Annotated in this window: 25 protein-coding genes; 15 read left to right on the top strand and 10 right to left on the bottom strand. The window is 46.5% G+C overall.

Translation table 11 applies throughout. The features are described from left to right. Positions 1–15 precede the first annotated feature (15 nt). From xerD to JM642_RS16250, 5 genes are all read left to right on the top strand, one after another. Positions 16–918 carry a site-specific tyrosine recombinase XerD gene (gene xerD / locus JM642_RS16270; protein WP_203432157.1) on the top strand — a complete coding sequence of 301 codons (903 nt, stop codon included), beginning with the start codon at positions 16–18 and terminating at the stop codon, positions 916–918. Between the two features lie 151 nt (positions 919–1,069). Continuing rightward, the gene (gene dsbC, locus JM642_RS16265) at positions 1,070–1,795 is read left to right on the top strand and encodes a bifunctional protein-disulfide isomerase/oxidoreductase DsbC (protein ID WP_037414691.1); all 726 of its coding nucleotides are present in this window, start codon (positions 1,070–1,072) and stop codon (positions 1,793–1,795) included. Between the two features lie 98 nt (positions 1,796–1,893). Further along, complete coding sequence (recJ, locus tag JM642_RS16260; protein ID WP_203432156.1) at positions 1,894–3,618, top strand: single-stranded-DNA-specific exonuclease RecJ; 1,725 nt, start codon at positions 1,894–1,896, stop codon at positions 3,616–3,618. Next, on the top strand, positions 3,615–3,992 hold the full coding sequence (locus tag JM642_RS16255) for a hypothetical protein (protein ID WP_239000455.1): 378 nt from the start codon (positions 3,615–3,617) through the stop codon (positions 3,990–3,992). The genes recJ and JM642_RS16255 overlap by 4 nt, the downstream gene beginning before the upstream one ends. A gap of 35 nt (positions 3,993–4,027) precedes the next feature. Then, entirely contained in the window at positions 4,028–4,447 is a 420-nt protein-coding gene (locus JM642_RS16250) for a GNAT family N-acetyltransferase (RefSeq protein ID WP_037430839.1), read from the top strand. A gap of 49 nt (positions 4,448–4,496) precedes the next feature. Here JM642_RS16250 and ahpF read toward each other — a convergent pair whose 3' ends face one another. From ahpF to JM642_RS16230, 4 genes are all read right to left on the bottom strand, one after another. Then, on the bottom strand, positions 4,497–6,074 hold the full coding sequence (gene ahpF, locus JM642_RS16245) for an alkyl hydroperoxide reductase subunit F (RefSeq protein WP_203432155.1): 1,578 nt from the start codon (positions 6,072–6,074) through the stop codon (positions 4,497–4,499). 108 nt (positions 6,075–6,182) lie between these two features. Continuing rightward, positions 6,183–6,752 (bottom strand): alkyl hydroperoxide reductase subunit C, encoded by a 570-nt coding sequence (gene ahpC / locus JM642_RS16240; protein WP_011621596.1) that lies wholly within the window; start codon positions 6,750–6,752, stop codon positions 6,183–6,185. A 312-nt stretch (positions 6,753–7,064) separates the two neighbouring features. After that, the gene (locus JM642_RS16235) at positions 7,065–8,600 is read right to left on the bottom strand and encodes a leucyl aminopeptidase (RefSeq protein ID WP_069453424.1); all 1,536 of its coding nucleotides are present in this window, start codon (positions 8,598–8,600) and stop codon (positions 7,065–7,067) included. Positions 8,601–8,689: 89 nt separating this feature from the next. Next, entirely contained in the window at positions 8,690–9,433 is a 744-nt protein-coding gene (locus JM642_RS16230) for a fused MFS/spermidine synthase (protein ID WP_172587457.1), read from the bottom strand. A 90-nt stretch (positions 9,434–9,523) separates the two neighbouring features. On the opposite strand from JM642_RS16230, the gene JM642_RS16225 reads away from it, so the two are divergent. Both JM642_RS16225 and JM642_RS16220 read left to right on the top strand, forming a co-directional pair. Further along, positions 9,524–10,069 carry a mechanosensitive ion channel family protein gene (locus JM642_RS16225; protein WP_037414676.1) on the top strand — a complete coding sequence of 182 codons (546 nt, stop codon included), beginning with the start codon at positions 9,524–9,526 and terminating at the stop codon, positions 10,067–10,069. A 247-nt stretch (positions 10,070–10,316) separates the two neighbouring features. Next, positions 10,317–10,862, top strand: a complete 546-nt coding sequence (locus JM642_RS16220; protein WP_037414674.1) for a DUF3332 domain-containing protein — start codon at positions 10,317–10,319, stop codon at positions 10,860–10,862. A 59-nt stretch (positions 10,863–10,921) separates the two neighbouring features. Here JM642_RS16220 and JM642_RS16215 read toward each other — a convergent pair whose 3' ends face one another. The 3 genes from JM642_RS16215 to fccA all read right to left on the bottom strand — a co-directional run bounded on the left by JM642_RS16215 (position 10,922) and on the right by fccA (position 14,753). After that, positions 10,922–11,659, bottom strand: a complete 738-nt coding sequence (locus JM642_RS16215) for a dienelactone hydrolase family protein (RefSeq protein ID WP_203432154.1) — start codon at positions 11,657–11,659, stop codon at positions 10,922–10,924. A 69-nt stretch (positions 11,660–11,728) separates the two neighbouring features. Then, positions 11,729–12,718, bottom strand: coding sequence for a lactate dehydrogenase LdhA (gene ldhA / locus JM642_RS16210; protein WP_037414672.1), 990 nt, complete (start codon positions 12,716–12,718; stop codon positions 11,729–11,731). A 244-nt stretch (positions 12,719–12,962) separates the two neighbouring features. Beyond that, positions 12,963–14,753 carry a fumarate reductase flavoprotein subunit FccA gene (gene fccA, locus JM642_RS16205; protein ID WP_037414671.1) on the bottom strand — a complete coding sequence of 597 codons (1,791 nt, stop codon included), beginning with the start codon at positions 14,751–14,753 and terminating at the stop codon, positions 12,963–12,965. 500 nt (positions 14,754–15,253) lie between these two features. Between fccA and JM642_RS16200 the strand changes: the two genes are divergently transcribed. From JM642_RS16200 to JM642_RS16190, 3 genes are read left to right on the top strand one after another with little or no spacing between them, the layout of a single operon-like run. Further along, positions 15,254–15,664 (top strand): hypothetical protein, encoded by a 411-nt coding sequence (locus tag JM642_RS16200; RefSeq protein ID WP_047538262.1) that lies wholly within the window; start codon positions 15,254–15,256, stop codon positions 15,662–15,664. Further along, entirely contained in the window at positions 15,661–16,194 is a 534-nt protein-coding gene (locus tag JM642_RS16195) for a class I SAM-dependent methyltransferase (RefSeq protein ID WP_203432153.1), read from the top strand. Before JM642_RS16200 ends, JM642_RS16195 begins: the two co-directional genes overlap by 4 nt. A gap of 55 nt (positions 16,195–16,249) precedes the next feature. Continuing rightward, positions 16,250–16,540, top strand: a complete 291-nt coding sequence (locus JM642_RS16190) for a hypothetical protein (protein ID WP_037414668.1) — start codon at positions 16,250–16,252, stop codon at positions 16,538–16,540. Positions 16,541–16,635: 95 nt separating this feature from the next. Here the strand turns inward: JM642_RS16190 and JM642_RS16185 are convergent, their stop codons facing one another. The 3 genes from JM642_RS16185 to JM642_RS16175 all read right to left on the bottom strand — a co-directional run bounded on the left by JM642_RS16185 (position 16,636) and on the right by JM642_RS16175 (position 18,987). Continuing rightward, positions 16,636–16,821 carry a hypothetical protein gene (locus JM642_RS16185; RefSeq protein ID WP_011621607.1) on the bottom strand — a complete coding sequence of 62 codons (186 nt, stop codon included), beginning with the start codon at positions 16,819–16,821 and terminating at the stop codon, positions 16,636–16,638. Between the two features lie 100 nt (positions 16,822–16,921). Continuing rightward, positions 16,922–18,346: a hypothetical protein gene (locus JM642_RS16180; RefSeq protein ID WP_055647425.1), complete on the bottom strand. Its 1,425-nt coding sequence runs from the start codon at positions 18,344–18,346 to the stop codon at positions 16,922–16,924. A 215-nt stretch (positions 18,347–18,561) separates the two neighbouring features. Continuing rightward, on the bottom strand, positions 18,562–18,987 hold the full coding sequence (locus JM642_RS16175; RefSeq protein ID WP_069453421.1) for an organic hydroperoxide resistance protein: 426 nt from the start codon (positions 18,985–18,987) through the stop codon (positions 18,562–18,564). Positions 18,988–19,116: 129 nt separating this feature from the next. On the opposite strand from JM642_RS16175, the gene ohrR reads away from it, so the two are divergent. From ohrR to JM642_RS16150, 5 genes are all read left to right on the top strand, one after another. After that, positions 19,117–19,611, top strand: a complete 495-nt coding sequence (gene ohrR / locus JM642_RS16170) for a hydroperoxide resistance transcriptional regulator OhrR (protein WP_109277516.1) — start codon at positions 19,117–19,119, stop codon at positions 19,609–19,611. Between the two features lie 64 nt (positions 19,612–19,675). Continuing rightward, positions 19,676–20,851, top strand: a complete 1,176-nt coding sequence (locus JM642_RS16165) for an FAD-dependent oxidoreductase (protein WP_055647426.1) — start codon at positions 19,676–19,678, stop codon at positions 20,849–20,851. Between the two features lie 179 nt (positions 20,852–21,030). Further along, positions 21,031–22,185 carry a 23S rRNA (uracil(747)-C(5))-methyltransferase RlmC gene (gene rlmC / locus JM642_RS16160; RefSeq protein ID WP_172589508.1) on the top strand — a complete coding sequence of 385 codons (1,155 nt, stop codon included), beginning with the start codon at positions 21,031–21,033 and terminating at the stop codon, positions 22,183–22,185. Positions 22,186–22,368: 183 nt separating this feature from the next. Next, the gene (gene chrA / locus JM642_RS16155) at positions 22,369–23,520 is read left to right on the top strand and encodes a chromate efflux transporter (protein WP_172587384.1); all 1,152 of its coding nucleotides are present in this window, start codon (positions 22,369–22,371) and stop codon (positions 23,518–23,520) included. Positions 23,521–23,649: 129 nt separating this feature from the next. Then, entirely contained in the window at positions 23,650–25,314 is a 1,665-nt protein-coding gene (locus JM642_RS16150) for a methyl-accepting chemotaxis protein (protein ID WP_172589510.1), read from the top strand. Positions 25,315–25,338 lie beyond the last annotated feature (24 nt).

The raw sequence follows: 25,338 nt of genomic DNA, 5'->3' as shown, positions 1-25,338 counted from the left end.
TTTTATGGAGTTTTCGTGGCTAAAACCTATCAGTGTGATCCGCTTATTGATGCATTTCTTGATGATCTTTGGTCTAGTAAGGGCTTAAGTGACAATACCTTGAGTGCCTATCGCACCGATTTACGCCATTTTGATCGCTATCTGCAAAGCCAAGGATTGGGTTTGTGCGATGTGGGTCAAGCTGACGTTCGTGCTTACTTAGCTTATCGGGTCGAGCAACAATTTGCCCGCACTAGTAGTGCACGTTTGCTGAGTAGTTTACGGCGTTTTTACACCTATTTATTGCAGGCCAAGCAGATTGCAGGCGATCCCATGGCACTGATTGAATCGCCTAAGTTAAGTCGGCATTTACCTGATTCTCTAAGCGAGTCACAGGTTGATAGGTTACTGGGTGAGCCCAATGTGGACGACCCCGTTGAATGCCGCGATAAAGCTATGCTTGAGTTGTTATATGCCACCGGACTGCGGGTGAGCGAGCTGGTGGGATTAACCATGGAGCAGATGAGCTTGCGCCAAGGCTTAGTGCGGATTGTGGGTAAGGGCGGTAAAGAGCGTTTAGTGCCAATGGGTGAGGTAGCAATAGCCGCCGTAGAACATTACTTAACTTTGGCGCGGCATGAACTCTTAGGCTATGTTCAATCTGACGTGGTGTTCCCTTCAAAGCGATCGCAGATGATGACGCGGCAAACCTTTTGGCATCGTATTAAGCTCTACGCGAGCCGAGCTGGAATTGAAACTGAACTTTCACCCCATACCTTGCGTCATGCCTTCGCCACCCATTTACTCAACCATGGCGCCGATCTTAGGGTTGTACAATTACTTTTAGGTCACAGTGACTTATCGACAACTCAAATCTATACCCATGTGGCCCGAGCGAGATTACAAGAGTTACATCAGCAGCATCATCCACGGGGATAGGCTTTGTGGATCACAAAACCGTGAATGGTTGAATTTAGTTACAGTATAAATTTGCATTCTATTTGGCTTGTCTGTAACTTTTTGCCCCCATACAGGGTCTATTAGCCTGACCCATATGTCGCAGTAGCGATTTACTTAATAGGAAGTCCCCATGAAGTTGACCCGAGCATTATCTTTAGTTTTCGCGCTTGTTGTTGCGCCTCTGGCCAGCGCCGCAACGGCGACCACTCCAGACACTGCTGCGATTAAGCAAAAACTCAGTGAAATGTTAGATGTTGAAGTGATTTCAATGCAGGATTCGCCCATCGAAGGTTTATATCAAGCTATGACTAATCGCGGCGTGCTCTATATCAGCCGTGATGGTTCAAAAATGTTCCACGGTAATTTATACGATCTTGATAAAGGGATGAAAAACCTGACTGAAGCGGCACTTGCAGGCCCTCGTTTGGCGATGATGAAGCCGCTTGAAGATCATATGTTGGTGTATAAAGCGAAAGATGAAAAACACGTTGTAACTGTGTTTACCGATGTGAGCTGTGGTTATTGCCGCAAGTTACATAGCCAAATGGCCGAGTATAACAAGTTGGGTATTACCGTACGTTACTTAGCCTTCCCACGTGCGGGTGTGCCATCTGCCAATGCCGATGAAATGCAGGCCATTTGGTGTGCTAAGGATCCATTAAAAGCCATGACTGAAGCCAAGGCGGGTAAAAAAGTCTCTGCCGCGACCTGTGATGCTAAAATCGCCGAACAATACGAATTAGGTACCAGCTTTGGTGTTAACGGCACGCCTGCTATCGTGTTAGAAGATGGCAATATGATCCCAGGATATCAACCACCTGCGGATTTATTACGTACTTTAGAAGCGCGCCAATAGCTGCAATTCGGCTAAACTTATCCCATTACCATTAAAGGTGAGCCTAAAGCTCACCTTTTTGTTATCTTAGCCCCATGATTGTTTAAGAGTTTGTTCCCTTGATCCATAAAATAATCCGTCGTCCAACTGTTGATGATAGCCATTTACCCGCTCACCTTCCGCCGCTGTTAAGACAGCTCTATGCTCGCCGTGGAGTCATGCCCGCCGAGTGTGAACTGGTACTTAAAGGCTTGTTAAGGCCCGATACCATGAAGGGCTTAGATCACGCCGCCAAGTTGATTGCCGATGCGATGCAGCTTGATAAGTCGATTCTGATCGTTGGCGATTTTGATGCCGATGGCGCCACCTCGACAAGTGTGTGTATCCTCGCGCTACGAATGATGGGCGCGAGTAAAGTCGATTATCTGATCCCCAATCGCTTTGACTACGGTTATGGCCTGAGCCCTGAGATTGTCGCCGTGGCGGCAACCAAACAGGCAGAATTACTTATTACTGTTGATAACGGTATTTCCTCCATTGAAGGCGTAGCTGCCGCCAAGGCCTTTGGCATGCAGGTGGTGATCACCGACCATCACTTACCCGGCCATGAGTTACCGGCGGCCGATGCCATAGTGAATCCCAATCAGCCCGGTTGTCAGTTTGCCAGTAAATCCATCGCTGGCGTCGGGGTCGCCTTTTATCTGATGACGGCGCTAAGGGCAGAGCTGCGCGCTCGTCACTGGTATCAAGCTCGCGGTATTGCCGAGCCTAACCTTGGCACTCTGCTGGATATTGTCGCCCTTGGCACTGTGGCCGACGTGGTATCGCTCGATGCCAACAATCGTATTCTGGTCGAGGTGGGATTGCAGCGGGTACGCAGTGGCCGTTGCCGTGTGGGCATTACTGCTCTACTTGAAGTCGCAAAACGTAATCCAGCTCGGATTGTCGCCTCGGACTTTGGCTTTGCCGTAGGGCCAAGGCTCAATGCCGCCGGCAGGCTGGATGAAATGGCGCTCGGGGTCGAAACCCTGCTGTGCGAAGACATCATGTATGCAAGGCGGATGGCGGCAGAGCTCGATAGCCTCAACCAAGAGCGACGCGAGCTTGAGGTGGGGATGCAGCAAGAGGCGCTGAAAAGTCTTGAATATCTAAAGCTTAATGAAGAACAGCTCCCATGGGGCATTGCCCTCTTTCAAGAGGATTGGCACCAAGGGGTTATCGGTATTCTGGCCTCGCGAATTAAAGATAAATACCACAGACCCGTGATCGCCTTTGCCGACGCAGGTAATGGTGAAATTAAAGGCTCGGCGCGCTCCATCAAAGGTTTGCATATGCGCGATCTGCTGGAGTTGGTTAACTCCCGCCATCCTGGGCTTATCAGCAAATTTGGCGGCCATGCAATGGCGGCAGGCTTAACCTTAAAGTCAGGTGGTTTTGCTACCTTTGCCAAAGCCTATGATGATGCGGTGCGTGAACTATTAAAGCCTGAGCAGCTTACGGGGGAACTATGGTCCGATGGCGAATTAACGCCGACGGAACTTTCCCTCGAAATTGCCCAATTGCTTCGCAATGCGGGCCCTTGGGGCCAGTCCTTCGAAGAGCCATTATTTGATGGCTATTTTAAGATTATCCAGCAGCGGATAGTGGGGGAGCGCCACCTTAAATTAGTGCTTGAAACTCAATGCGGCACTGTGATGTTGGATGCGATTGCCTTTAATGTGGATTTGCACATTTGGCCCGATGCGACAATTCAGCATGCGCGTATCGTCTATAAGCTCGATGTGAACGAATATCGAGGTAATTTCACCCTACAGTTGATGGTTGAGCAAATTGAGCCGATGTGATCCGCGCTGATAGCGGGCAAATAAAGGTGAAAAGGAATTTTAGATTGAAGTCACTATCAGACAAAAAGATTCGCCAGTTACTTAAGCGTTTTGCTTGGATATATGCGGTTTGCCTTTGTATTCCCTGGGTTTCTGCTGTCTTGACTACGAAGGCTCAGGGCCAAACCTTGATTATTGGCATTTGGCCCGCGGCCTCATTATTTTATTTTCTTGCTTATCGCCACTTGGCTAACTCTTTTCGATTTGAGATCAATCGCCATCTTGCTTTTAGCTATCACGGTGGTGGCTCCTTTGCTGGAGCTATGTATTCATTAGCAAAAGTGGTGTTATTAGGCATGGTGTTGATGATATTTATGAGTGCAAAACATACCTAGATTAAACGGTATTTAACGCTATATTGGAGCGATAAATGGAATATCGAGTCAGCAGTGAGCTATCGGAAATGGATTTTGATGTTATTCATGGTTTTATTTCCAATAGTTATTGGGCGCAGGGCATGCCTGCCGCGCTGCTGCAAAAGGCGCTTAGCAACAGTTTATGTTTTGGAGTATTTGATAGGGATAATCAACAGCTTGCCTTTGCGCGACTGATTACCGATAAAGCCACCTTTGCCTACCTTGCCGATGTGTTTGTCCTCGAATCACACCGCGGCTTAGGTTTAAGTAAGATGATGATGGCAGCAATTATGGAACATCCTGATCTGCAAGGATTAAGACGCATAATGCTCGCCACCCGCGATGCCCATGGACTTTATGCGCAATTTGGTTTTGGCGCTGTGGATCATCCTGAAACACTAATGCAAATTCGGTTTGAGAATCCTTATCAATAAAATAGCCAGCGTAAGCTGGCTATTTTATTGGGCGGTTAATTATTAAAGATTAAGCCGCTTTAGTCGCTGTGGTCTCGGTACTGTCATCGCTATGGCGAATTAAGTAATCAAATGCACCCAGTGAGGCATTGGCACCACTACCCATGGCGATGATGATTTGCTTGTATGGTGAGTTAGTCACGTCACCTGCGGCAAATACGCCTGGTACAGAGGTTTGGCCGCGCTCATCGACAATGATTTCGCCGCGAGGAGTCAAATCCACAGTGCCTTTTAACCATTCAGCGTTTGGCACTAAACCGATCTGTACGAAGATCCCTGCCAGCGCGATATGGTGGCTTTCACCCGTTGCGCGGTCGGTGTAGTTTAGGCCATTCACCCGAGTACCATCGCCTGTCACTTCTGTGGTCATCGCCTGAGTAATGATTTTGATGTTACCCATAGAGGCCGCTTTACGTTGCAATACATCGTCAGCGCGCAGTTTGCTATCAAATTCGAGTACTGTGACATGCTCAACAATGTTAGCTAAGTCGATAGCCGCTTCGATACCTGAGTTACCGCCACCGATCACTGCTACACGTTTGCCTTTAAATAATGGGCCGTCACAGTGTGGGCAATAAGCCACACCCTTACCACGGTATTCTTTCTCGCCTGGTACGTTCATTTCGCGCCAGCGGGCACCGGTTGCCAGTAGTATGGTACGGCTGCGCAGTTTCGCGCCGCTTGCTAACTCGAGCTCGAATAAACCATCGCTCGCCAGTTTAACGGCTTTTTGGTTATCCATGATATCGACTTCGTAGTCACGCACATGGGCTTCAAGGTTTGCCACCAGTTTTGGACCTTCAGTCGCTTTAACCGATATAAAGTTTTCGATACCAACGGTTTCGGCGACTTGACCACCGAATTTGTCGGCAACAATACCTGTACGCAGGCCTTTACGGGCAGCGTAAATTGCTGCCGCAGCACCAGCGGGGCCACCACCGACGACTAAGACTTCGTATGGGGCTTTTTGGCTAAGTTCTTCCGCTTTGCGGCTGGCCGCGCCAGTATCGAGTTTATTTAAAATCTCACCAATGCTGATGCGACCCGCAGCAAACACTTCACCGTTCAAGTACACAGACGGTACGGCCATGATATTGCGGCTGGCAACTTCATCCTGGAACAGGGCGCCGTCGATCATCACGTTGGTGATGTTCGGGTTAATCGCCGCCATCATATTCAGCGCCTGAATCACATCAGGGCAGTTCTGGCAGGTGAGTGACACATAGGTTTCAAACTCATATTTGCCTGGCAGATTACGGATCTGCTCGATGATGTCATCGCTGAGTTTTATTGGGTGTCCACCCGTGTGCAGCAGGGCTAGCACGAGTGAGGTAAATTCGTGACCCATAGGCAGACCAGCAAAGCTAATCTGAGTATTGAGTGCAGGGTTAACCACTGTCATCGCTGGCGTGCGTTGGCCTTGAGCTTCTTTGAGGCTCACTAAAGAGGAAAGGCTAACGATGTCATTGGCTAAGCTTTTTAATTCTTGAGACTTCTTGCTTTCATCTGCTGACACGACAAGTTCAACTGGTCTCTTGAGGTTTTGCAGATAGGTTTGCAGTTGATTTTTTAAATTCGCATCTAACATGATGACTCCAAATCAGCGTAAAAATTGAAAAATATTGAAAAACGCGAGGGGGCCAATCTGACTCATGCAGGGGGGAGTCAGATTGGCGGGGTTGACCTTTAGGCGAGATTAGATTTTGCCAACGAGGTCTAAAGATGGTGCTAAGGTTTCGTCACCTGGTTGCCATTTAGCTGGGCAAACTTCACCATCGTGAGTCGCAACGTATTGAGCCGCTTGGATCTTACGAACCAGTTCTTGAGCGCTACGGCCGATACCTAAGTCATGGATTTCAGCAACTTTCACTTGGCCTTCTGGGTTGATAACGAAAGTACCACGGAGTGCTAAACCTTCTTCTTCGATCATCACACCGAAGTTACGGCTGATCACGCCAGTAGGGTCTGCCAGCATTGGGAAGTTGATCTTCTTAATAGTGTCAGAAGTATCGTGCCATGCTTTGTGAGTGAAGTGAGTGTCAGTCGATACTGAGTAAACTTCAACACCCATAGATTGTAACTTAGCGTAGTGATCCGCCATGTCGCCTAATTCAGTTGGACATACGAAAGTGAAGTCTGCTGGATAGAAGAATACAACTGACCATTTACCTAACAGATCTTGTTCTGTTACAGGCACGAACTCACCATTGTGGTAAGCAGTGGCTTTGAATGGTTTGATGGTGCTGTTGATAATTGATTGAGTCATTTTATGCTTCCATTTAGTTGATTATGGTGAATTTAGTGACGGGCATTAGCTTGTTCCCCCGTCGATGAGAAGTATATTACTGACCTAACGACGATAAATATAACGGATAAAAACTATCATCCTAATCGATTTTATCGAATTCATTGGGTTTGATATGATGGATTAATCGATTTTTCAGTACTGGCGTGTCTTAGCGGCTAATCGATTGTTTAATTTGGTTATGTAGCGTTAGGGAAGGGCAATAAAAAAGGGATATCGACGATATCCCTTTAAACATAAAACGGTTGCAACAAACCACTGAAGTTCTAGGTTCTAGTTTTGCGCCTTAGGCTGAGTTAACCAGGTACTGAGCAGGCGCACACCATAGCCTGTGGCACCTGCGGGCACAACGGCGGTATCGGTGGCAGTTAAGGCATTACCAGCGATATCGAGGTGAGCCCAAGGTTGCTCACCCGCAAAGCGTTTGAGGAACATGGCGGCAGACGATGCTCCCGCGCTGCCTTCTTTACCGGTATTCTTTAAGTCGGCGATGGTGGATTTTAGCTCGTCGTCGTAGGCTTGATCTAACGGCAAGCGCCAGACCTTTTCACCCACCTGTTGACCCGCAAAGGTGAGTTGCTGCACTAGCGGCTCTGAATCGGTAAATAACCCCGCATAAACGGTGCCTAGCGCACTGACTTTTGAGCCTGTAAGGGTGGCAACATCAATGATGACTGATGGGCGGTAGTTTTCACGGGCATACCAGAGACCATCGGCGAGCACTAAACGGCCTTCGGCATCGGTGTTGAGCACCTCAACCGTAAGGCCTTGGGCGGTTTTAATCACATCGCCTGGGATCATCGCATGGCCCGACACCATATTTTCAGCCATCGGCATAATGGCGACAAGGTTAACTGGCGCCTTTTGAATCGCCATCGCCTTGACTGTGCCGAGTACAGTTGCCGCGCCCGCCATATCGGACTTCATCCGCGCGATGGAGGTGCCTGTTGCTTTAATGTTGTAACCGCCAGAGTCGAAAGTAATACCTTTTCCGACGAGGGCGATAGGTGCTTCTTTGCTGCCGGGCCAGTGGGCGACAACCAGCTTAGGTGGGCGCTCACTGCCTTTACCTACGGCCGCTAAGGCGCCGAGGTTTAAGCGTTCAATATCTTTGGCTTCGAGTACTGTGACTTTTACGCCGAGGGCTTTGAGTTTACGCGCCTCGTTAGCAAAGCTTTCGGGATACATGTTTCCCGCTGGGGCATTGGTAAGATCGCGCGCTAAAAACACACCCGCTTCGATAGCTTGCAGATTCTTATGATGTTTTTGGTTTTTGCTTAAGTCATCAACGCCGATTTGATAGTTCTTCTCGGCGCGATTGCTGGTTTTAAATTGAGTGTAGCGGTAGCTACGCAGCTCAATGCCGTGGGCGAGCTCTGAACCAAAGAGAGGTGCGTTACTGAGGCCTTGGGTCAGCACGCGTACCGTGGCTTGTGGCACGGTTTCAAGTTTGGCGGCAATGTTGCCACCTAAAGTATTGATTTCACCAGGTGTTAGGGTTTTAGCATCGCCAATCCCAACCAGTAATACTCGTTTAGCGTCGATTTCGCTCGGGACTAAAATCTCTAAAATTTCACCACGTTTACCCGAAAAACTATTATCAGCTACCGCAAGATTGAGTTGATCCTGAGTCGACTGGGGCAAAAAATCAAGACTATAGGTTGTCGAATCAGTACTTTGGAACAGTACTAAGGTATCTGAATTAAGTGAATTACGAGTGTCAAAACTAAAGGTTTCGGCGTTAGCATTGAGAGAGTTAAGGCACGCCAGAGCCATAACGCTTAACAAAAATTTATTCTTATTTTTCATGGTGACAACTCATATCTGTGGAGAGTGAGAAGCATAGCAAAGCTGAGTCTTAGGGTTAACTAATTTACGCCATTTGACTGAGATTAATCTTAATTCCAAGGGCCAAACCGTGTTAGTGAGCGTTCAAGGGCAAAATCCAATTGCTGTGACAGGGTTTGGGCTTGGCTCTTAAGTGCGCTGGCGCCGAGTGATTGCGGTATTTGGCTAGCAAAAATCACCCAGTTTCCGCCACTGGTGAGGCAGGCATGCACGTGGGCAAAATGGTGCTGCAAATCGGCAAGTAACTCCCGATTTTGGCTATGTTCCTTCCAGCAGTTAAGCACTAAATAGCCATCGGGTTTAATCCGTTGAGTACATTGCTCAAGGAAGGTCGCCGAGAGTTGCCCGGTGTTAACGCCTTTGGCGCTGTAGATATCAGCAAAAATCACATCGACTTTTTTATGCTCGGCCGATGCCATAAAGACGAGGGCATCATCATTGATAACATTCAGCTTTTTACCTATTGGGAGTTGGAAGTAACGCTTGGCCAGTTCGATAACCGTGGGACGAAGCTCTACTGCGGTTAGCTTGATGGCTGCGTCAAATCGGCGCAGCACATGGATAAGTGCACCGCCACCCAGACCCAGTACTATCGCACTTTTGGGTTTACAAAATAACAGAACCAGCATCATGCCCTGTACATAGGTATGCTGTGGAATATGGGGAGCGGTTTTTAGGATTTTGCTTTGTTCATCGTTGTCACCGAAGGAGAGCACGCGCGAATCTCCATAGTCGAGCACGCGGATTGGCCCGAATGTATCGTGAGTTTCGTGTAACAAAATTGCGTCGGCCATGGTCATTATTACTCTATTTGCGTTGAGCTGATTTGCGTGCAGGTATAAAAAAGTTAGAATTCAGCTGGTTTCGTTTTTTAAGTGGCTATTATGACAAATCAAATCCTGCTTGCCTGTATTTATCTTGTGGTGTTTATCTTTTTGCAGCGAGCATTAACTCAATGGGTGAAAAAACTCTCATTAATGAAGCAGGTGAGTGCGGCCCGTACCAGCCTAGTCACGCGGTTTATTTCCTATGTGATGTTTTTTATCACTTTGTCGTTAATGGCGGTTTCACTTGGATTAGGTTATCAAGATGTGTCGCTGTTTGTTTCCTCCGCGTTTGCGGTGATGGGTGTCGCTTTAGTCGCTCAATGGTCGATCTTGAGCAACTTAACGGCTGGTGTGCTGATTTTTTTCGTGTTCCCGTATCGGATCGGTGAACGTATTCGGGTGGTGGATAAGGATGAAGATATCAGTGGAGTGATTATTGAAATCGCGCTGTTTCATGTACTTATCCTCAGGGATAATGGCGATACCATCACCTATCCCAACAACTTGATGCTGCAGAAGGCGGTGTTAAAGCTGGCCGATCAGTCACCGCTTGCCGAGCGCCAAGCGTTGCAGGATGGCAAAAAGAAACTCGACCTCGAGTAATCATTCTCCTGTATGTGCGCCATCGATGTACATTTATTAGCAAACTGTTGTCGGCGCACTCGCAAGCACTTAGTTTTATTATCTTGGCGTTAGCTTTCGTTGCTTAATCTGTTTTGTATAACAAAATCAGTGTTATTGATTACATTTCCCTCCATTTGTTTACCTTAGATTGTGCCCTGTTGCACGGTTTAGTGCTCACGAATCCGTAGAATCCGCGCTTTTGTTTTTACCTAATGGATCTAATTTAATGAAATCTAAACTTTTAGCTGTGACGATTGGCACGCTACTCGCGACCCAGTTAACCGGTTGTATGGGACAAATGGGTTTAAGCCAAATGGTGACTAAGGGAAATTTAAGTGCGGTGGATAACCGTTATGGTCGTGCAGGCTTGTTTATGCTGTTAAGCCCAGTGTATGGCATCGCGGCGACAGGCGATCTGTTCATCTTTAATACCATTGAGTTTTGGACTGGCAAGAATCCGATTACCGATAAATCACCCGCTGTGGTTGATATGCCAGTTGAGGCGATTTTTAAGATTAATCCCCATGTGAGTGATGAGCTTAGATCTGCGCCAGTGAAGCTGACTCAGGCGCAAATTGCCTACCCCGATGAGCACACTGTGACTATGACCTTAGCCTACGAAGACGGTAGCACCCAGTTATTATCGGGCCGTAAAGTTGGCGAAGATGTGGACTTTTTCCTCGATGGTGCTTTTATCACGCGAGTGAGTAACCAAGAACTTGTTGCTTATAGCCAAAGCCGTTTACATGCGCCAGCAACACCTGCTGCTTAAGCTTTTGAATTATCCAACCCATAAAATGGTTTAGATTTATGGGTTGGATAATAACAATATTATCGCAGTACCCTCTGGAAAAACGCCACAGCTTGCTGATACATCTGCAGTGCTAGCGCGGGATCGTATCGCTCGCCCTCATCACGCATAAAGGCATGCTGAGCATTCACCTCAAGCCAACTGAAATTGCGGTTTTTAGCCATCAACTGTTGGTGGATCAATACCCGCCCCTCGGGCGATACATGGGGATCTTGCTTACCAAACACTAACACTAATTCCCCTTGAATTTCGCCTGTGCGACTCAGTGAATCATTGCCATAGGCACAGGGCAGGGTATTGGAATGAATGTCGGTGGGATAGAGGCAAAACGCGCCCAAAATCTCGGGATTGAGAGCTGCGCGGTAAGCTAAATGGCCACCAATACACACGCCCATACTGCCGACTTTACCGGAGCAATAACTCTGCTGACGGGCAAAATCGATAAGGGCTTGGGTGTCGCTGTCGTGCTGCTCTAAGGGCTTGGCAAATTTATCGGCATTGCCTTTGTCTTTACCCATATCATCGTAGGCCAGCACTGTGCCTATCGGATTAAGCTCGTGAAATACCTCTGGCACTAACACCACAAAACCGTGACCTGCGAGTATTGTTGCGGTGCGGGCGATGGGCGCGGTTTGCTGAAATATCTCCGAGTAAAAAATGATACAAGGGAATTGCCCGGTGGCATCTGGGCGGTAGAGGTAAGTACGCATTAGCCCTGAAGGCGTGGAGATATCCTGAGTTTCCTGAGTGACTAACATATTGAGATTCTCTCTGTGAGGCTTCAAACGTTGAAGCCTCACTTTAGCAGTCAGGTATTAATCTGTCAGTTAAAACAGTTCATTACCACAGCGCTCGCCCGCGAGCACGGCTTTCACATTGCTCAGCGTTGTGTTGGCGATCGCGCCCAATGCTTCTTCGGTAAGGAAGGCTTGGTGACCGGTAAAAATCACGTTGTGACAGGCGGATAAGCGACGGAAAACATCGTCCTGAATGATTTGGTTCGACTTATCCTCGAAAAACAGTTCTTTTTCGTTTTCATACACATCTAACCCTAAGGAGCCAATTTGGCCGAGCTTTAAGGCTTCCATCGCATCGAAGGCATTGAGCAGACCGCCGCGGCTAGTGTTGATTACCATGACGCCGGGTTTCATCTTAGCAAAACTTTCTTTATTCAGCAGATGGTGGTTATCGGCGGTTAATGGGCAATGCAGGCTGATAATATCGCTGGTGGCGTAAATGGTATCGAGATCTAAATATTCCACATTGAGCGCTTCTACCGCAGGATTTGGGTAGGGGTCAAAGGCAATCACTTTACAGCCAAAACCGAGCAATACCTTAATGGTGGCGACCCCAATCTTACCTGTGCCAATTACACCAACAGTTTTGCCAAACATGTTAAAGCCGACTAACCCTTCAAGGGAGAAATTCGCATCACGGGTGCGTTGGTAGGCTTTGTGGATTTTGCGGTTTAGGGTCAGCATCAAGGCGACCGTGTGCTCGGCCACGGATTCGGGGGAATAGGCGGGCACGTTGACCACTTGCATACCTAAACGTTTTGCGGCGACTAAATCGACATTGTTAAAGCCTGCACAGCGCATGGCGATGATTTTTGTTCCGCCGTTAGCGAGTTCGACCAACACTTCTTCACAGAGAGAGTCGTTAACAAAGGCGCATACCACCTCAAAACCTTCGGCAAGCTTTACCGTTTGCATGCAGAGACGATAATCGAAATACTCAATTTGCGCACCAAATGCGGCATTAGTACGGTTAAAATGCTGCATGTCATAATGTTTTGCGCTAAAAAATCCAATTCTCATTTCAATCACCTAAGGGTTACATTGTTACTGGCACTGAGTGTATGTGACTCGGCGACATTTGTCCTCTGGTGATGAATTTACCCCGTAAAAAGAGTGAGCTTAGTCATCAATTGCTCAAAAAAGCATAAAAAAAGCGAGCCCCTGACGGCTCGCTTGTATCGATAAGCTTGAGTGTTCAAGCTTGGCTCTCATGGTCGTGCTATGTGAGCCTAAGGTTAGTCCATTAACCTAGAAAGGATTTATATTAGTGATCTTTCGCGAATTTAGCGGCAGATGCACCTGCGATACGGCCATAGGTCACGATATCAGAGATAGCGTTACCACCTAAGCGGTTAGCACCATGCACACCACCAGTGACTTCGCCCGCAGCGTATAAACCTTCAATAGGTTTACCAGTTTTTTCACTCTTCACTTCGGCTTTAGTATCAATCACGATACCGCCCATAGTGTGGTGAACCGCTGGCGCGATTTCTAAGGCATAGAAAGGTGCGACAACTAACTCACGTGGTAAATCAGGACGTTCGAATTGAGTGTCTTTACCTGATTTCACGAAACCATTATAAGCAGTCACTGTTTTTGCCAGTTCAGCTGCTGGTATATCGAGTTGTTTCGCTAACTCTTCGATGGTTTTACCTTCTTTAACGATGTTCAAGTGAACATAACCTTCGATGGCTTTCAAGCTCTTACGGATAGAGTCATCGAATACGAGGTAAGCACTTTCACCTTTTTGTTTCAGGATCGCAGCAGATGCTTTGTCACGGGTAGTGATTTCGTTCATGAAACGGTCACCATCACGGTTAACCACGATAGCACCGTTACCACGTACGGCTTCGGTGATCATCACACCGCCGGCTGGTGAGTAAGTTGGGTGAGCTTGGATGTATTCTAAGTCACGTGTTGCTGCGCCAGCTTGCAGAGCGACGTCTAAGCCGTCACCGGTAGCACCTGGGTGGTTAGTTGCTTTAAAGCCTTTTAATTTAGGATCATACTTAGCAACTCGGTCGTTGTTTTTCGCGAAACCACCAGCAGCAATGACTACCGCATCGGCTTTGATCACATAGTAACCAGTGTATTCACCTTTCACTAGAACGCCGGTCACTTTACCGCTCGCATCCTCAAGGATACGTACAACACGGCTGTTTAAACGAATATCAGTACCACGTTTAACGGCGTTGTCCCACAGTACTTGTGCAACGTGAGCACCAACACCTGCACCACCCGTTGGGCGGTGGCTACGGTTAACGCTTGCGCCACCCATACGGCCCACGTCAGTCATGTCGGCACCCATAGAGGTTAACCAATCAATAGAGTCTGAAGAGTTGTTGGCCAGGACTTTCACTAATTCAGGATCGTTAATGTTACGACCACCTTTCATGGTGTCGTCGATCATGATTTGTTTCTTATCTTGGATACCTAACTTAGCTTGTGGCTTAGTTTCTGCGGCGTTCATACCACCAGCAGCCAGTTTAGTGTTACCACCTGGGATAGGTTCTTTTTCTAACAGGATCACTTTTGCGCCAGCGTCACGGGCTGAAACGGCAGCAGCAAGACCTGCACCACCAGAGCCGATAACGACAACGTCAGTTGTTTCTTTCACGCCTGCGGCAATGGCTTTATCTTGAGCCGCCTTGTCTGCATCAACAGGAACAAACTTACGTTCCCACTTGCCGCCAAATGGCATATCAAAGCCGAAGCTATGGCAAGCATCACAGTAGGTTACTGATTTTTCGTGGCCTTTGTGGCAGCTGGTACAAGCGATTTCACCGATTAAGTGAGATTTGTGCGGAGAAACTTTATCTTTTGGCGCTGCAGCAGCCAGTTCTTTTAGATCACCGTGGCAGCTAACACATTGGCCATTTTCATGAGTCAGGTTGTCGTTGGTTACGCCACCTTTGTCTGATACGTGGCAGCTATCGCAGCCACCCATTTCACCGTGAAAATCGGCTAGTACTTCTGGTGCAGCATAGGCTGTGCCAGCCATTGCACCAGAGATCAGCATGGCTAGTGCTGTTTTTTGAATCTTTCTTGTGAACATAATTGTTCCTCCGCCGTACATTTCATCTACTTAATAAGGGTTATTCATCATGGCGTGATATTTATATTTTACGTGGCTCACGCGCTTTTAGAGTATTCTCCATGAACAAAGTTACCACTATCTAAAGAGGTATATGCGTACTTAGGTCACATAACGATTGTTACAGTGAGAATTACATAATTGAAATGTGCAATATGGCTGAAAATATTACTGAAATTGAAGTTAATCACTTAGAGAATACGGTATAACTTGCGTGAGTTAACATATTTTGGTGGGCTTAATTATAATTTAATAATTGTTTTTTAGCGTGGGTATAGTCAGTTTTTTGTTGTTATATCTTTGATTTTAATGGCTTATTTTTGATTTTGCTCTTGGTCGTGAATGTGCGAGAATTTATAATGTGAGTATTCTATAAATAATTAAATTCCACCAGTGTTTTTTGAATAAATATATTATATTTTTCCAAAATGTTATTTAAGTGGTGTTGAGGGGTTAAATTTATGCCTAGGCAGCAGATTTCTGAAAAACGTTTTTGGGTACAGCGACTTAGTAAAACAGCCTTAAGGGCTTTACATATATTAGGCATTGCAGGTGCGGGTGGAGGGATATTATTAAACATTGATAAATCCCTTTGGTTAAATTATTGGTATCTCGCCATGAGCACCGGCAGCATATTAATGTTGTGGGAAATTATGCGGGATTGGCGTTGGTTAATTCAACTTAAGGGTGTGTTAACCCTTGGAAAATTAGGTTTGCTTTGTCTGTTTATCCCCCTTGCCAATTACAAGCCAGAGTTGTTTATCTTGGTGTTATTTTTATCTGTGATAGTCTCTCATGGCCCGTCTGGACTCAGACACTATTCGATAGTGCATCGCAAACAGATAGACACTAAAAAAGAGATAAAGGGATGACACACGCTACACTCAGCACCGCTTCGAGCTTAATTATCCAGTTTCAATGGCCCGAGCTTGCAGGGCTTAAGGTATTGGATTTAGCCTGTGGTTCTGGGCGAAATGGATTGTGGTTTCTGAATCAAGGCTGTGAAGTGACCTTTATCGACCAGGATTTGAGTACATTGGTCAAGCTAACACACGACAAAGCACATCAATGGCAGTGGAATTTAGAAGATGGCAGCGCCTCTCTGTTACCCCAAGACACTTTTGATATAGTGCTAGTCTTTAATTACTTACATCGGCCACTATTCCCGCAAATTGCCGCTAGCCTTAAGCACGGGGGACTCATTGTCTATGAGACCTTTACGTGGCAACAGGCGGAAATTGGCCGCCCTCGCAATCCCGATTTTTTACTCAAAGAACACGAACTACAATCCGTATTTGCTAACTGGCAACCTTTGCATTACTTTGAAGGGCGGTTAAGCGATGCTGTTACGGGTATTGAAAGTGCTAAGGCGCAGTTGATCGCGCGAAAACCGCTCCAGTGATCCCATTTGGGGTCAACTGCCACCATAAGTATTAAATAAGTGTAAGAGGCCAAGGATGTTTCCGTATCCAGAGCAGTATCGTGTTGCCATGCCACCTATAACCACGGCACTAATGGTGGCTTGGGCCCTGTTAAGCCACAGCTTGTTAGCCGATGCTAGCCCTTTTGCCTTGTATCCACTGTTTACCTTGTTTCCAGCTGTTATTGGGCTGCATTTATATTTGATTTGGCTTGCCAAAGGGATGAGTCGACTCGACCAATGTTTTTATGCCTTAGTGCATATTCCTCTGGCGTTTGTTGTGTGGACTTTCACTATTATGCATGTGAATGGTAATGCCTTTTCTTAAGCTTGATTGGTTCCCCTCAGCATCAGTGCATTAAAAATTGTAAATAAAAACGCCCCGAACTTCGGGGCGTTTTTTGGTTACACATTGAGCTAGGATTAGGCCGTAGTGTTGATATTGTGGCCGGTATTTCCCACGGGTTGAGGTGTTGCAGCGTTAATTAAATCAACGGCAATTTGACCTTCTGCCTTTTGCTGCTCTTTGGCTAACTGCGCCACTTTAACGCCAACGGCACCGTTTTCTAAGTTGGGCGTGATAGCTTGGGTGTTCAGTGAAATAGACATAACTAACCTCAATTGTAAGCTGAGTCTTTGTATCGGCAAGCTCAGGTTTTACTTTAGTCCGTTATCCCAAGTTTGCCAATCCAAAGCCGAGCGTTAATGCTTATACTGCCTTGTTGGCTTTTGCCGTCAGTAACTTGCGACTTAGTACTATGATGAAGGTGAGCCCTAAAGAGCCTAGGATTAACCCCAGTGCCAGCCCAACACTCTGTAGCGCAGTGGGATCAATCACTAGCGCAACCCCCATACCAAACATCATCACACCCGACATAAGCTTGAGTGCCTGGCCTTCTTTTTCGGTCAGTTTACGTTTGCCTAAGGTCGCACTAAACACAATCACAATAATTGCCAGTGGGATCACATAGACAATATTGTATAAAACCAGATACATATAGCGCTCAATCTCAGGCAGGTTATGCATGGATAGTACGCTGGTATAAATCATTGGGAAGCCTGCGGTGCAGAGCAGCTCATAGGCATTGGCTAAAATCGCTAGTACAGTCGACCCCAGAATTAAGGCGCCTAAACTACTGGAATTAGAGAGTTTCCCCATGCGTTTGATCAGGCTCGTACGGTTTTCAGCTGACATTGAGAGGGTGACTTCTCCTTTAGTAAAGAAGTAGTCTTTTACGTTAATGGTGCCTGCGATCAAGGCTAAGACCCCGGCCGCTAAGATGATCATTCCACCATCACTACCTGCTCCTAGCAGTTTGAAGATATTCAGCCATGCCGTCATAAACAGGAAATAAATAAAGCCAGAGAAGAACACGAAGATACCGCCGACTAACAGCATACGGCTACGGCTCTTCGCATTAACCATAATCGACAGTAAAAACAGCAATACGAAGAAGGCGCAAGGGTTAAAGGCATCGACGCCAGCAAGTACTAACGTTAGCAGCGGGAGTGACATCGTCTCGGGAGTGACCACTCCGACAAGTGGTAATTCAACGGGTTGTACTTCAGCTTGGTCGGTACTTGCCAGGCTAGTTGCATCACAGGTGCCTTCACCTGAGTCGGTTCCGCAAGTGCCAAACAGAGGTTCACTATTGGTCGGTGCAGCAGACGCAGCTCCCTTTGTTGGCATATCCGCTTCGCTTAGCTGACCACCTAAGGATAAGTAACAATTCTTCAAACGATTAACGAGGAACTCGCCAGTAACCGCCTCGCTGGAATAACCGATAATGGCTTTTTCGCAGCTCGCCATATAAGGAACTGAGCGGGCTTCTGTGGCAGTTTTGGCGGCAATATTTTGCCAAATATCCTGTACGCCAGGTGCAGAAACCATATGGGATTCAAGTTCTATCCACGGATATTTTTGCGGTAGTGAATCAATAAAAGGGTGAGCTTGTGCGCAGTGTGGACAGGTTTTCGACCAAAAAAAGTAGAGTTTAATCTTAAGCTCACCTTGGGCGTTGACGTAATGCCACGTTTGATCGGAAGTATTTGGGGTGTCGGCCCAACTAGGTGCACTGAGCATTGCTAATGCGAGAGAGCATAGCAGAGCGAATTGGGTTAAGTATTTAGTCATAGTGCCTCCACAATTGTGGACAAGATGTGTTTTAAATGGATTTCTGACTATTACTCTACTGAATTCAATCCTTTTGATTAAATTAAGCATTAAGAAATGTTAGTTAACTCGCGATTAACTGGTTTTTGGGAAGTGAGGCAGGTTTACTGTTGGGGAAATAAGCTGCGAATAACTGAAAAGCACCCCAAGGTGCTTTTCAGTCTATGGTTAAGCGCTTAGTTTAACGCTGTACCATTAACACTCAGTTTTACATCGATATTATTACGTGTAGCGTTAGAATATGGACACACTTGATGGGCATGTTGTACTAAGGCTTCGGCTTCAGCTTGCGGCAGGTCAAGATTGACTTCTAGGGCGACAGTTAAGGCAAAACCTCCCGCATCATTGGCGCCAATGCCAACCACAGCACTGACAGGCGCTTCAGTAATGGCCACTTTGCCGATTTTGGCAACGTGCAAAACCGCATTAGAGAAACAAGCCGCATAACCTGCTGCAAACAGTTGCTCAGGGTTCGTTGCTAATCCACTTCCGCCCATTGCCTTTGGATAGGCGAGTGCTACATCGAGTAACCCATCATCGGTACTGACTTGGCCTTGACGACCTGCTCTGGCGGTTGCTCGGGTTTCATACAATGTTTTCATGTTTAGATCCTCAGTGTTTAAATAGTTAATTTAAGTTGTGTGCAATTTAATTGTGATAAACTATAGTTCGATCTTTAGTGTGAATGCAAGTATATTGTGCGCAATATATTTAAGTTTTTTGGAATGACTATGCCAAGCTCTGAGTTAACTTCAATGGAAAAGGCGTTAGAAATGTCTGAAACCACCAATACAGACAATGTGTTATGCCTAGAGAATCAAGTTTGTTTTTCTCTATACAGTGCAGCAAATGCCATGGTGCGAGCTTATCGTCCTATGCTTGATAAGCTAGATTTAACCTATCCCCAATATTTGGTCATGTTAGTGTTGTGGCAGGAGCAGGGGATTAGCGTGAAGACCTTAGGAGATAAATTGTTCCTCGATTCGGGTACATTGACGCCGTTACTTAAACGTTTAGAGTCAAAGGGATTAGTGAGTCGCGGTCGTAGCGAACAGGATGAAAGGGTTCGGGTGCTCAGTTTGACTTCTGCTGGTCAGGCGTTAAAGCAACAGGCCAGTGAGATCCCGCATTTAATGCGCTGTAAAATTGGGGCTGAGATTGATGATCTTAAAGCGCTAAAAGCCATGTGTGATAAAGCATTGGCACAGTTGCACAGTGTAGATTAGGTATCTCTATTCGAAAGAATTGGGATACGTTAGCCAGAAGCACGTCAGGATGGATAAAACCTCTATGAGTTCATTCGATATTGCTATTATCGGTGGTGGCATCAGCGGTGTCGGCATTGCCCAATATGCCGCAGCGGCAGGGTATTCAACTTTACTTATTGAAAAAGGTGAGATTGGCGGCCAAACCTCAGCCAATTCCAGTAAGCTTATCCACGGTGGCCTACGTTACCTTGAGAGTGGGCAAGTTAATCTCGTGCGTAAGTCACTGCTTGAGCGGCGAAATTTACTGGATCTGGCGCCTAGCTTAGTCAAACCTGTTCCTTTCTACATTCCCGTCTATCAGGACAGTCAACGCAATCCGTTGACGATACGTGCTGGGCTGAGTTTATATGCATTGTTGAGTGAATTTGATCCGCTTGGGCGTTTTGTCTCTATTCCCGCAGTGCATTGGCATCGTTTTAACGGGCTTAAACTCACTGGGTTAAAAGCGGTATTCCAATACTGGGATGCACAAACCGACGATAAATTACTCACTCAAGCAGTGGCGCGAAGCGCTCAAGCACTTGGCGCGCATATCTATGCCGAGGCAGAGTTTTTGCAGCTCAATCATTTACGGGAACATATTGAGCTTAGCTTTCGCCATTGCGGCCAAGTACAACAAATTGATGCCAAGCTGGTGATAAATGCCGCTGGCCCTTGGGTTAATCAGGTATTAGCTAACGTTGAGCCGCCTCTTGCGGGTGTTGAAATCGATTGGGTACAGGGTGCACATTTATTGCTCGACTTGCCTGCACCAGAGGGGATTTTATATTTAGAATCCTGCTTCGATAAGCGGGTGATTTTTGTGATGCCTTGGTATGGCCAAATGCTCATCGGCACCACTGAAACAGTGCTGACATCCATTGATACCCCTCCCCAAGTAACGGAATCTGAAACTCATTACCTCTTAGGTATTTATCGTCATTACTTTCCACTTTCCCCATCGATTGAGGAGCTTAAGGCTAAGATAGTGCAAACCTATTGCGGCGTGCGAGTGCTACCTAAACAGGCAAGCTCCGCTTTTGAGCGGCCTCGGGATACCTTAATGCAAACCTCAGTTTCACATCCAAGGCTGCTGAGTTTATATGGTGGCAAACTCACGACCTTTAGAAGCACTTCTGCTGAAGTAATTGAATGGATTGAACAAAAGTTAGGAAAACGTCCACCAATCGCCGATGTAGACAGCCTCAGATTAACTTAATTCTGTCTAACATTGGGCGTGATGCTGTGGTTGAAGATGATCTTTCGGCATAAAAACGCTAAAGTGTGGCGCTTTTTAACTGAGGCCGTTACGGTATTTGTTATGCTTCAGTTGTTATCTCAATTTCACTCGCCATCTCAATAGATAAGATAGACGGGAACTGCTGTGGGTACGATGCTGTGAGTACATTAGTGCAATGTGGGTATTTTGAACAAGGCCAATGCCAATCCTGTCGTCATATTAAGCTCCCTATGTCGATGCAATTAGCGGCGAAAACCCAAGAATTACAGCAATTGTTAGCCCCATTTGTTGAGCATACTAATACCCAATTTTTGCCGCCCGTAGTGGGTGAAGACCAAGGTTTTCGTAACAAGGCGAAAATGGTGGTGCTTGGCGCGGCTCATGCGCCTGTACTGGGGATTGTCAGTCCAAGCGGTGAGGCGGTAAGTCTCTGTGACTGCTTGCTGTACCCTGCTGATATGCAAGCGTTGCTCCACCGTCTGGAGCGTTTTGTGCAGCAAGCGGGTATCCCGCCGTATCGTATCGATAAAGCCAAGGGCGAGCTTAAGTTTATTCTACTGACGCGCAGCCAAGTGCGCGGCGAATATATGCTGCGTTTTGTGCTGCGCTCATCCGATGCCATTGCCCGTATTGAACGGGAATTACCCGCGTTGCTGGCTGAATATCCACAAATCAGCGTCGTATCGGTAAATATTCAGCCCATTCATATGGCGATCCTTGAAGGGGATGAGGAAATTTTCTTAACTGAAAATACTCGTCTTGAAGAGCGCTTTAACGATGTGCCGTTATTTATTCGCCCAAAAAGCTTTTTTCAAACGAATCCACAGGTTGCTGCAAAACTGTATCAAACCGCCCGTGAGTGGGTTGGCGAATTTGCGCCAAACTCGCTGTGGGATTTATTTTGTGGTGTGGGCGGTTTTGGTTTGCACTGTGCCTCCAAAGATATCCCATTAACTGGGATTGAAATCGAAGCTGAGGCAATTGCTTGCGCGAAGATGTCGGCGCAAATGATGGGGCTGAATAACGTGCAGTTTATGGCGCTCGATTCCACCGATTTTGCCAAGGGTGATGAGGCGCAAACAAAGCCCGATTTGATTATTGTTAATCCGCCGCGTCGTGGGATTGGTGAGTCCCTGTGTCACGCCTTAAGTGAATTTGCCCCTAGGGCGATGTTGTATTCCAGTTGTAATCCCAAAACCCTTGCTAAAGATCTCGCCCATATTCGTGGCTATCGATTAACTAAGGTGCAGTTATTCGATCTCTTTCCCCATTCGGATCATTTCGAAGTCTTAGCCATGTTGGTAAAAGATTAAGCGATCTAAATGAATGATCTCCTGAGCAGTAGATCGCTATAGTCAATTTAGAAGTCGATAAAAAGGAATTTTGCTCATTTTACCTTTGGTTGAGTATTTTTGTGTCTTGCTGATTTAGCTTTCATTAAACTGTCTTTTTAGTGACATAATCTTGTTCACTTTATGCGTCGAAGGGCAAAGTTTATGCTACAGATATTCTTACGTTTTTTTTCTCTTGGTCTGATGAGCTTTGGTGGGCCAGCGGCGCATATTGGTTATTTTCGCCAGACCTTTGTCAACGAACTCGCCTGGCTTGATGATAAACGTTATGCCAGTTTTGTAGCCTTAAGCCAATTTATGCCGGGGCCGGGATCGAGTCAGGTGGGGTTTGCCATTGGTTATCATCGTGGTGGGCTTTTAGGGGCGATAGCCGCCTTTGCTGGATTTACCTTGCCTTCCTTCGTGCTGATGTATTTGTTGGCGGTGACGACTGCCGCTTGGTTAGGTAACGAGTACATGCAAGGCATTGTGCATGGCTTAAAACTGCTGGCCGTCGTGGTTGTCGCAGATGCGGTATTGGCGATGTTTAAGCAATTTTGTCAACGGCAAACGGCGCGTTTACTCATGCTCGGTAGTGCCGCTGCGATACTCATTCTGCCTTTCTTATGGACACAAATCACCTTACTGTTGCTTGCTGCCATTTTAGGTATGTCATTCCTGAGTGCGACTGAGACCGAGTCCAGTAAAAATGAACCGATTAGGTTAAATTACCTGAGCTTAGGATTATTCTTTGTCTTATTTGTGGCGAGTTTTTTTGCCTTAAATCTGGGGATTGAAGCAGGGATTTTTAGTGAGTTTTTTCGTGTCGGGAGTTTAGTCTTTGGTGGCGGCCATGTGGTGCTGCCACTGCTTGAAACCGCTGTGGGTGATACGATGAGCGGCGATCGTTTTCTCACCGGATACGCCTTTGCCCAAGCAGTGCCTGGGCCTATGTTTACCTTTGCCACCTTCCTTGGCGCTGAGATGATGCTAGACAATCCCTTTGTCGGTGCGGCCATCGCAACTGTAGCAATATTCTTACCGGGATTTTTATTGATGCTGGTGGGCTTAAAAAGTTGGCATGCGATTGCCGCAAGGCCCAAGATTGCCGGCATGCTCTCGGGCATAAATGCCTGTGTGGTGGGATTATTGGCGGCTGCGCTGTACCAACCTGTATTTACCCAAGGGGTGTTATCTGCGGTGGATATGGCTGTTGTCTTGCTTGGTTTTGGTGCATTAAAACTCTTTAAACCGCAGATGTTGTTACTGGTCTTAGGTTTTAGCCTATGTGGCATAGGACTGATATTATTAGCTTAAAATCAGTTGAGTATAATTTTTATCCTCTATAGAAAATTTTGTTAACCCAAGCGCTAAGTGGATGCACCTTTTTGGCTATACTTCGACCATATAAAAAATATAAATTACATCACTCTGGAGTAAGCAAGCATGTCGAATTTAAGCCTGCGTAATAAATTACTGCTGTTATCTTTGTTTCCCCTCATCTTGACCTTATTAGTGTTAATGACCGTTTCCTACTATGTCGAACAGGAATCTCTCGCGGAAGAGGTTGTGACCTTTAGAACAAAATTAGTGGGCGAACGTAAACAACAAATTAAAGAAGCGACCGAAATTGCCGCGGGAATAGTGCAATACCAATTGTCCTTAAAGGAGCAAGGTAATGTGAATCAAGCATTGCGAGATATTCGTTTTGGCAGTGCGGGTTACTTCTTTATGTATGATTCTCAAGGTAAAAATATATTCCATGCCTTAATGCCTAATTTAGAAGGGCAAAACAAAATCGATATGACCGACCCGCGCGGCACCAAAATTATTGTTGGTTTGCTGGATGCGGCTAAACGGGGGGATGGTAACTTTTCTTACTATTATCAGAAGCCTAATACCAATGAGCAAATTGAGAAGATAAGCTACGTGATGATGGTTCCAGGTACTGACTGGATGTTAGGAACTGGCGCTTATATTGATGATATTGAAGCCGTAGTTGAAGATTATCGTCAAACTGTGACTGAACAGATGGCTGAGAAATCGTTTATGATCCTCCTAATCGCCATTGTGTTAACGGGGATTACGGCGTTTATCATTATGGTCGCCGCCCATCGAATGGTCGTGCCGATCAAAAATATGGCTGATAATCTTAATGATATTGCTAAGGGTGAAGGGGATTTAACTAAGCGCTTAATGGTTAAAGGTGAAGACGAGATTGCTCAATTAGGTCGAGCTTTTAACTTGTTTGTCGATAAGCTACAAACCATTATCGGTGATGTGGCGAATGCGACCGCCAAAGTCAAAACGGCTGCCAATGCGATTCATGACCAAACGAAAGTGATGTCACACCAACTGCTCAGTCACAACAATGAGACTGACCAAGTCGTTACCGCGATTACTGAAATGTCATCTACCGCGAGTGAAGTCGCGCAAAACACCACCCAAGTGGCCGAAGCTACTCAAGCGGCGACAGGTGATGTAGCTAACGCTCAGCGCTGTGTTGATGCATCATTGGAAGAAATTGCTGGATTGATGGCGCAAATTAATAATGCCGCGGGCAGTATCAAATCGTTGAGTGAACAATCGCAGAAGATTAACAGCGTATTGTCGGTGATTGGTGGCATTGCCGAGCAAACCAATTTGCTCGCTCTTAACGCAGCCATTGAAGCTGCCCGAGCCGGTGAACAGGGACGGGGTTTTGCCGTGGTAGCCGATGAGGTACGTAACTTAGCCAGCCGAACTCAGGCAAGCACCTTAGAAATTAATGAAATGCTATCAGAACTGCATAAGCTGGTCTCGCAGGCGGTGAAAACCATGGACGAGAGTCAGCAGAGTTGTGTGCGCTCGGTTGAATCTTCCCGTGCTATTTCTGAAAGCTTAGGTTCGGTTACCTCGGCGGTAACGGCGATTAACGATATGAGTACCCAAATTGCCACCGCGGCGACCGAGCAAAGCTCTGTGACCGAGGAAATCAACCGTAACGTTTATGCTATCCAAGAAATTGTGAATGAGCTGCTGCATTCCAGTGAAGATGCGGCAAGGGTGAGTCAGACTGTGTCGCAGGAAGGGACCAATCTTGGCAAGTTAGTTGGGCAGTTTAAAATTTAATACTGATTTATTATTGAGTTATAA

It is taken from the genome of Shewanella sp. LZH-2 (assembly GCF_016859145.1).
Classification (GTDB): domain Bacteria; phylum Pseudomonadota; class Gammaproteobacteria; order Enterobacterales; family Shewanellaceae; genus Shewanella; species Shewanella xiamenensis.
Note: the sequence above shows the minus strand (reverse complement) of the source record. Positions and strands in the feature narration are given on the sequence as shown.

Excerpts from the sequence above, each read along its gene's own strand:
- dsbC (WP_037414691.1), top strand. The coding sequence starts at position 1,070 with ATGAAGTTGACCCGAGCATTATCTTTAGTTTTCGCGCTTGTTGTTGCG.
- JM642_RS16250 (WP_037430839.1), top strand. The coding sequence starts at position 4,028 with ATGGAATATCGAGTCAGCAGTGAGCTATCGGAAATGGATTTTGATGTT.
- ahpF (WP_203432155.1), bottom strand. The coding sequence starts at position 6,074 with ATGTTAGATGCGAATTTAAAAAATCAACTGCAAACCTATCTGCAAAAC.
- ahpC (WP_011621596.1), bottom strand. The coding sequence starts at position 6,752 with ATGACTCAATCAATTATCAACAGCACCATCAAACCATTCAAAGCCACT.
- JM642_RS16235 (WP_069453424.1), bottom strand. The coding sequence starts at position 8,600 with ATGAAAAATAAGAATAAATTTTTGTTAAGCGTTATGGCTCTGGCGTGC.
- JM642_RS16230 (WP_172587457.1), bottom strand. The coding sequence starts at position 9,433 with ATGGCCGACGCAATTTTGTTACACGAAACTCACGATACATTCGGGCCA.
- JM642_RS16225 (WP_037414676.1), top strand. The coding sequence starts at position 9,524 with ATGACAAATCAAATCCTGCTTGCCTGTATTTATCTTGTGGTGTTTATC.
- JM642_RS16220 (WP_037414674.1), top strand. The coding sequence starts at position 10,317 with ATGAAATCTAAACTTTTAGCTGTGACGATTGGCACGCTACTCGCGACC.
- JM642_RS16215 (WP_203432154.1), bottom strand. The coding sequence starts at position 11,659 with ATGTTAGTCACTCAGGAAACTCAGGATATCTCCACGCCTTCAGGGCTA.
- ldhA (WP_037414672.1), bottom strand. The coding sequence starts at position 12,718 with ATGAGAATTGGATTTTTTAGCGCAAAACATTATGACATGCAGCATTTT.
- fccA (WP_037414671.1), bottom strand. The coding sequence starts at position 14,753 with ATGTTCACAAGAAAGATTCAAAAAACAGCACTAGCCATGCTGATCTCT.
- JM642_RS16200 (WP_047538262.1), top strand. The coding sequence starts at position 15,254 with ATGCCTAGGCAGCAGATTTCTGAAAAACGTTTTTGGGTACAGCGACTT.
- JM642_RS16195 (WP_203432153.1), top strand. The coding sequence starts at position 15,661 with ATGACACACGCTACACTCAGCACCGCTTCGAGCTTAATTATCCAGTTT.
- JM642_RS16190 (WP_037414668.1), top strand. The coding sequence starts at position 16,250 with ATGTTTCCGTATCCAGAGCAGTATCGTGTTGCCATGCCACCTATAACC.
- JM642_RS16185 (WP_011621607.1), bottom strand. The coding sequence starts at position 16,821 with ATGTCTATTTCACTGAACACCCAAGCTATCACGCCCAACTTAGAAAAC.
- JM642_RS16180 (WP_055647425.1), bottom strand. The coding sequence starts at position 18,346 with ATGACTAAATACTTAACCCAATTCGCTCTGCTATGCTCTCTCGCATTA.
- JM642_RS16175 (WP_069453421.1), bottom strand. The coding sequence starts at position 18,987 with ATGAAAACATTGTATGAAACCCGAGCAACCGCCAGAGCAGGTCGTCAA.
- ohrR (WP_109277516.1), top strand. The coding sequence starts at position 19,117 with ATGCCAAGCTCTGAGTTAACTTCAATGGAAAAGGCGTTAGAAATGTCT.
- JM642_RS16165 (WP_055647426.1), top strand. The coding sequence starts at position 19,676 with ATGAGTTCATTCGATATTGCTATTATCGGTGGTGGCATCAGCGGTGTC.
- chrA (WP_172587384.1), top strand. The coding sequence starts at position 22,369 with ATGCTACAGATATTCTTACGTTTTTTTTCTCTTGGTCTGATGAGCTTT.
- JM642_RS16150 (WP_172589510.1), top strand. The coding sequence starts at position 23,650 with ATGTCGAATTTAAGCCTGCGTAATAAATTACTGCTGTTATCTTTGTTT.